8 protein-coding genes are annotated in these 6,139 nt (G+C 26.5%); 6 read left to right on the top strand and 2 right to left on the bottom strand.

The features are described 5' to 3' along the window. Positions 1-139 precede the first annotated feature (139 nt). The 5 genes from KQ44_RS06095 to KQ44_RS06075 all read left to right on the top strand — a co-directional run bounded on the left by KQ44_RS06095 (position 140) and on the right by KQ44_RS06075 (position 4,005). Complete coding sequence (locus KQ44_RS06095) at positions 140-823, top strand: SH3 domain-containing protein (RefSeq protein WP_096736671.1); 684 nt, start codon at positions 140-142, stop codon at positions 821-823. Positions 824-862: 39 nt separating this feature from the next. Continuing rightward, complete coding sequence (gene mnmA / locus KQ44_RS06090) at positions 863-1,921, top strand: tRNA 2-thiouridine(34) synthase MnmA (protein ID WP_096736670.1); 1,059 nt, start codon at positions 863-865, stop codon at positions 1,919-1,921. Positions 1,922-2,408: 487 nt separating this feature from the next. Further along, positions 2,409-2,735, top strand: a complete 327-nt coding sequence (locus tag KQ44_RS06085) for a YbjQ family protein (RefSeq protein WP_013114868.1) — start codon at positions 2,409-2,411, stop codon at positions 2,733-2,735. Positions 2,736-2,752: 17 nt separating this feature from the next. Further along, positions 2,753-3,415 (top strand): TIGR00730 family Rossman fold protein, encoded by a 663-nt coding sequence (locus KQ44_RS06080; protein WP_096736669.1) that lies wholly within the window; start codon positions 2,753-2,755, stop codon positions 3,413-3,415. Between the two features lie 2 nt (positions 3,416-3,417). Continuing rightward, positions 3,418-4,005: a hypothetical protein gene (locus tag KQ44_RS06075; protein ID WP_096736668.1), complete on the top strand. Its 588-nt coding sequence runs from the start codon at positions 3,418-3,420 to the stop codon at positions 4,003-4,005. A 234-nt stretch (positions 4,006-4,239) separates the two neighbouring features. On the opposite strand, the gene KQ44_RS06070 is transcribed toward KQ44_RS06075, so the two are convergent. Continuing rightward, positions 4,240-5,178 (bottom strand): ATP-binding protein, encoded by a 939-nt coding sequence (locus KQ44_RS06070; protein WP_096736667.1) that lies wholly within the window; start codon positions 5,176-5,178, stop codon positions 4,240-4,242. A gap of 168 nt (positions 5,179-5,346) precedes the next feature. Between KQ44_RS06070 and KQ44_RS06065 the strand changes: the two genes are divergently transcribed. After that, positions 5,347-5,787, top strand: a complete 441-nt coding sequence (locus KQ44_RS06065; RefSeq protein ID WP_096736666.1) for an Rrf2 family transcriptional regulator — start codon at positions 5,347-5,349, stop codon at positions 5,785-5,787. 37 nt (positions 5,788-5,824) lie between these two features. On the opposite strand, the gene KQ44_RS06060 is transcribed toward KQ44_RS06065, so the two are convergent. After that, positions 5,825-6,139, bottom strand: a 315-nt coding sequence (locus KQ44_RS06060) for a helix-turn-helix domain-containing protein (RefSeq protein WP_143277880.1), incomplete at its 5' end; no start/stop codon positions are given.

Below are 6,139 nucleotides of genomic sequence, written 5' to 3'. Positions count from 1 at the left end.
ATATAATAAGTAAATGCAGATACGAGCTTTATTCTGGAAAATCATCTGATAATGAAGATTATCATACTAAAGCAGCAGAATTAATAAAATATATAAAAGATTTAAAGATAAAAAAATAAATACGGGTAATATAATAAATATGAAAAAAATAATTATAATGTTTTTTATATTCCAGTCATGTTTTTTATATAGTCAGATAAAGTCAAACACTGATTTGGAAAAAATAAATAATTTATTTAAAAGTGCTAATGAACTTTATAATGAAGGCAAATATTTAGAGGCTAATTATTTGTATAAGGATATAGCATCGTCAAATGTTATTTCAAAAGATTTGTATTATAATTTGGCTTCTTCTTATGCTGCTATAGGAAGTAATGGTTATGCTGTTCTTTATTATGAAAAGGCACTTAATATTTCTCCTTTTGATAAAGAAGTGAAATTAATGATAACTTCAATTAATGGAAATAGCGATTATGATTCTGTGATCATTATATCCACGTATTTACTCTTAATATTATTTTTAGTATTTTTTACAATGCTTATAGTATTATTTATTAAAAATAAGAAAATCAATAAATTTTTAATACTGCTTTCAATAGTATTTTTTATACCATTAATGATATTAAGCAGTTATGCAAACTCTGATTATATTGTAACTATTGATAATGCCAATTTATACAGCGGAAGCAGTACGAAATCGGATATAGTTTCTCAAATAGCTGAAGGAGAGAAATTAAGGGTTATTGAAGAGTATGATAATTGGTATTATGCAGAGGGTAATTTTAAGGGTTGGATAAATAAAAGCTCTGCTGAGAAAATATAGGGAAATATATAATAGAAATATAATAAAAGGAAATTTTGTATGCAGAAAATAGCGGTTGGTATGAGTGCAGGAGTGGATTCTACTACTACAGCAAAAATATTGAAAGAAGAAGGAAATGAAGTATTTGGGGTTACTATGCTTCTTTGGAATGGAGATAAGAGAGCTCCTTTAATCGGTTCATGCTACAGTCCTTCTCAGTCAAAGATGGTTGAAGAGTGCAAAAAATATGCTCAGGCTATAGGTATAGATTACTATGCTTTTGATGTGAGCGATATGTTTCAAAAAAAAGTTATAGATTATGTTGCTGAATCTTACAAAAAAGGACTTACTCCTAATCCTTGTATTATGTGCAATAGTCAGATTAAATTTATGGCTTTATTTGAATCTATAGAAAAACAGGGACTAGAATTTGATAAATTTGCTACTGGTCATTATGCTGGAATAAAATATGATGAAAAAACTAAAAGATATCTATTATTAAGAGGAAAAAATTTGATAAAAGATCAGTCATATTTTTTATACAGACTTACTCAAAATCAGTTATCAAAAATAATGTTTCCTATGCATGAAAATACAAAAGAAGATACCAGAAAAATTGCAAGAGAGTATAATTTGGAAGTTGCTGAAAAAAGTGAGAGTCAGGATTTTTTTGCAGGAGAGTACAGCAGACTATTTGATGAAGATATAGAAGGTGATATAATCAATATAGATACTAATGAAATATTAGGACATCATAAAGGAATATGGCATTATACAGTAGGACAAAGAAAAGGTCTTGGTATAGCGTATAAAGAGCCTTTATTTGTGGTATCATTAGACAGCAAAACTAATACTGTTTATGTAGGAAATAAAAATCATACATTTGTTAATGAAGTTACTATATATGATGTTAATTGGATAGCAGAACCTAGAGATAAAGAGTTTGAGGCTTTGGTAAAGACAAGAAGTGCTCATAAAGGAAGTATGGCAAGGGTAATACCAATAGAGGAAAATGTAATCAATATAAAATTTTTTGAACCTACAGGAATAGTTGCTAAGGGACAGTCATGCGTATGTTATGATGAAGATGTAACTTTATGCGGAGGAGTTGTTTATTAACAACATTTTATCGTTAACATAATATACTTGTTTCAAAACTATTTATAAGTTTTTAATTTAGTATTTTTTTATTACAGCAGCAGATTTTACTCTTTATATATTTCAAGTTTTTTATAAGCTAAATCATTTCATTATATACTTCAATAATATATTTTTAATAAAAAACATAAATAATTAAAAAATAGTATATAGTAATAGATGCAGAAGATTAATAATAATGTTATTTATATTTCTAACTTTTTGCTTATATTATAAAAATAGTAGAATTATCATATTAATAATTTTTGTTATAGCTTCTATATAAGATGCATACAATATTTTTATATTTAACTATATATTTTTTTATTAAAATATGAATTTTATTTTTTTATATTGTTCATAATTATTAATATTAGGTTAAAACTATATTTAATAAAAATCTTTAAGTATATTTATAGTTTTCCGACAAATTAACATAATATTTTAAAGAATTACAGGGAGGAATGAAATGAGTTCTGATATTAAAATGTTTTCTGTTGATTATTTGCCAAGCAATTATAATTATGAATTATTAGGTTTAGTAAAAGGAAATGTAGCTCAAGCTAAACATATAGGTAAGGATTTGCTTGCAGGATTAAAAAATATAGTAGGCGGAGAGGTGGAAAGTTATACAGAAATGCTTAGTGAGGCTAGAGAAATAGCAACAAAAAGAATGATAGAAGAAGCTAAAAAATTAGGTGCTAATGCCATTATAGGTATAAATTATTCATCATCGTCTGTAATGGAAGGAACTACAGAAGTTATAGCTTATGGTACTGCTGTAATAATAAAATAAAATATATCGGAGAATGTATGAGAAGAGAAACTTATGAACTTCAGAATTCTGATATGCCTAATGAATCTTGGCGTATATTTAGAATAATGGGCGAATTTGTAGAAGGTTTTGAAACTATGTCTTATTATAAGAATGCCGTTTCAATGTTTGGAAGTGCAAGAACTTCTGAAAATCATCCGCATTATAAATTAGCTTATGAAACAGCTAAATTATTGGGTGAAAATAAATATGATATAATAACAGGAGGCGGTCCTGGTATTATGGAGGCAGGCAATAGGGGAGCTTTTGATGCTGGTTCTGGTTCTATAGGATTATGCATAGAACTTCCTTTTGAGCAGAAAACTAATCCTTATGTAAAAGAGGAGCTTAAATTCAGATATTTTTTTGCAAGAAAGGTTATGTTTTTAAAATATGCTAAAGCCGTTATAATATTTCCTGGCGGATTCGGTACTATGGACGAATGGTTTGAAACTTTAACTTTGATACAGACTAAAGTACTTCAAAGAATGCCTCTTATTGTTATGAATAAAGATTATTATTCTGATCTTATAGAATGGATAAAAAAATATATGATTAATGAAAGCTATATAGATGTTAGCGATTTAGATTTGATGCAGTATGCTGAAAAACCTGAGGAAGTATTGGATATTATTAATAGCTTTTATAAAGATAATAAGTAGAAATGAAATATATAATAGTAATTTTATTAATAAGTGCTAATATCATTTTTGCACAATTACCTGAGCTTTTTGACCTTAATGGTTATAAAGATTTAAAATTTGGTATGAGTATTGATGAGGCTAATGATAAAATTACTAATTATAACTTAAATATATATGCTGATTTTTTAGAATCATTTGAACTTAAAAATAATAGGGTTATTAATATATATAAAAATGATACTGAAAAATTAGCGTATTACTTATATTTTTATAATAATGAACTTTACAGAATAGAAATATGCAATCATATAGGGGATATTTATAATAATCCTTCATTTTATAATCCTGCTTCTTTGGCTGAAATTGATGATATAAAAGAGAAACTCAAGTTTAAATATGGTGAAATAACAAAAACAGATGTTAAATATTATTCATTCAATAAAAAGCCCTTTGAAGAATATACTATATGGTGGTCATCAGATTTAGCAAGTGTGTCTTTGTATGTAAAACCTGATTTGGATAGTTTGGATAGAGTTATTAAGCTTTATTCTTACAGAATATCTTTTTATGATGAGATAAGATTGAAAAATATATATTCATCAAATTAAACTTTTTATAAATTTTGGTTTACTAAAAATTTTTAAGTTTGCTAATTGGTTTATTTAACTTTTTATCTGCCGCATACTTAATCGTACTTAAAATAACTAATATTTACTTTAGCAAATTTAAAAATATAATATTTTAAACTTACAGCATAAAATAAAAAACGCACATTTAAAATATTTTTTAAATGCACGTTTTTTGAGCTACTATGAACGAAAAAATTATATATGAACTAAAAATTATAATTGAACTTTTTTAATTAAACTAGTAGAAAGTTCTGGTATATATATAACATTATTAACTAAATCTATATCAGCAACACCGCTTAAAGAACCTTCTATTTTTTCTAATTGATTTTTAGTATTCAAATCAAATACATATATGCATGCATTGTTATTAGCACCGTCTTTACCCCAGTCAGAAACATATAATTTACCATCAGCAATAGCTATACCGTCTAAAGCACCAGCACCTAATACTGAAGCTGTCCATTTAGTTAATCCAGTGCCGTCTATATTTAATGTGTATATATCTCCGCCATTAGGGTCTCCTCCAAATGTACTTCCAGCTATATATAATACTCCGTTATCTAAGAATATTCCATTAGCACCAACTACACCTGTTACTGATGAAGATATAGATAAAGAAGAATTATTATCCACTTTTACAAAGTAAACTGTAGAAGCACCTGTATCAGTTAGAGCTACAGTTGTAGGATCTATTACTACTGTATCATTTAAGAATTTAGAACCTTCTATAGGAAGTTTAGTAATTATTTTATTTTCTTTAATATTAGCTAATACCAAATTTCCAGTTAAAGAACTGTCATTAACTTGGTCTGGTATAATAATAATATCATCAGTTAAGAAAGAAAAACCTTTAGGGCTGTCTAATTGACCTTCAAAAAGTTTTTGAGGGTTAGAGCCGTCTTCATTAGCTACAATTATAAATCCGTCAGCAGGAGCATTAGGATCTCCCAAATTAGCTATATATAATTTTCCATTTCTAAACTTTACACTTTCTGGTGCAGCTGCCCCTTCAACATTTATGGTAACAGCTTCTTTTTTTGCAGCAGCATTATTTGAAGCAGTGTTATTATTTGTTTTATCAGCATTATTTGAACATGATACAGCAAATATGAAAGCAGATAAAACTATTGCATAGTAAAGCTTATTCATTTTAAAGTTCTCCTTATTAGTAATTTGTTTTATTTAGGTATATAATTTTATATGTTTTTTTATATATATCAACTAAAAACTAAAAAACATTGTTACCAAAGTTGTAACAATATTTTTTGTTCAATTAATTATTGACTATAAATAATTTTTATTTTATATTATATCACTATGAAGATTAATACAAAATTATCAATAGCTACTCATATAGTATTGTGCATAGCATTTTTTGAAAATGAAGGCACTACATCAAATTTACTTGCCAAAAGTGTAAGGACTAATCCTTCAGTTATAAGAAGAATACTATTAAAACTTCAGTCTGCTGGAATAGTAGAAACAGATAAAAAGGGAAGCAGGCTTATAAAAGATGAAGAGGATATAACACTCCTTTCTATATATGAAGCAGTATTTACTAAAGAGGAGAGAGGACTTTTTAATTTTCATGAACCTAATCATGTATGTCCAGTAGGCTGTGCTATGTTTGATGTTTTGGGTGAAGAGTTTAATTCTGTAAGGCTTGATTTTGAGAGATCTATGTCAAAGATAACTATAAAAAAAATAGCCGATGAAGTTAGAAATAGAAAAAAACATATTGATTTTATGAATAAATGATGCAGTTATTTTTCTATTATGATAGATAAGATTTATTTTATAATTTTATAATAGTTATTTTGCTGCCGTCTAGTTTTATAATATTTTCTTTTGATAATCTGTTTAATTCTCTTGATAATGCACTTCTGTCAGCTGATATGAACTCTGCAAGTTTGTCTCTATTATATGGTATTACAATATTTCTGCTTTTCTGTATGTTCGACATATATTTTAAATATAATATAATTTTGCTTCTCAAACTTTTTTGGCTCAGAATATCATTTTTAAAAGCTAAAAATTTATTCTTATCAGATATTACCATTAATAAATTCTGTAAAAATATGTTTTTATCATTGTTATTTGTATTAAATAT

Origin of the sequence: Brachyspira sp. G79 (assembly GCF_002379365.1) — a bacterium.
Lineage (GTDB): Bacteria > Spirochaetota > Brachyspiria > Brachyspirales > Brachyspiraceae > Brachyspira.
Note: the sequence above shows the minus strand (reverse complement) of the source record. Positions and strands in the feature narration are given on the sequence as shown.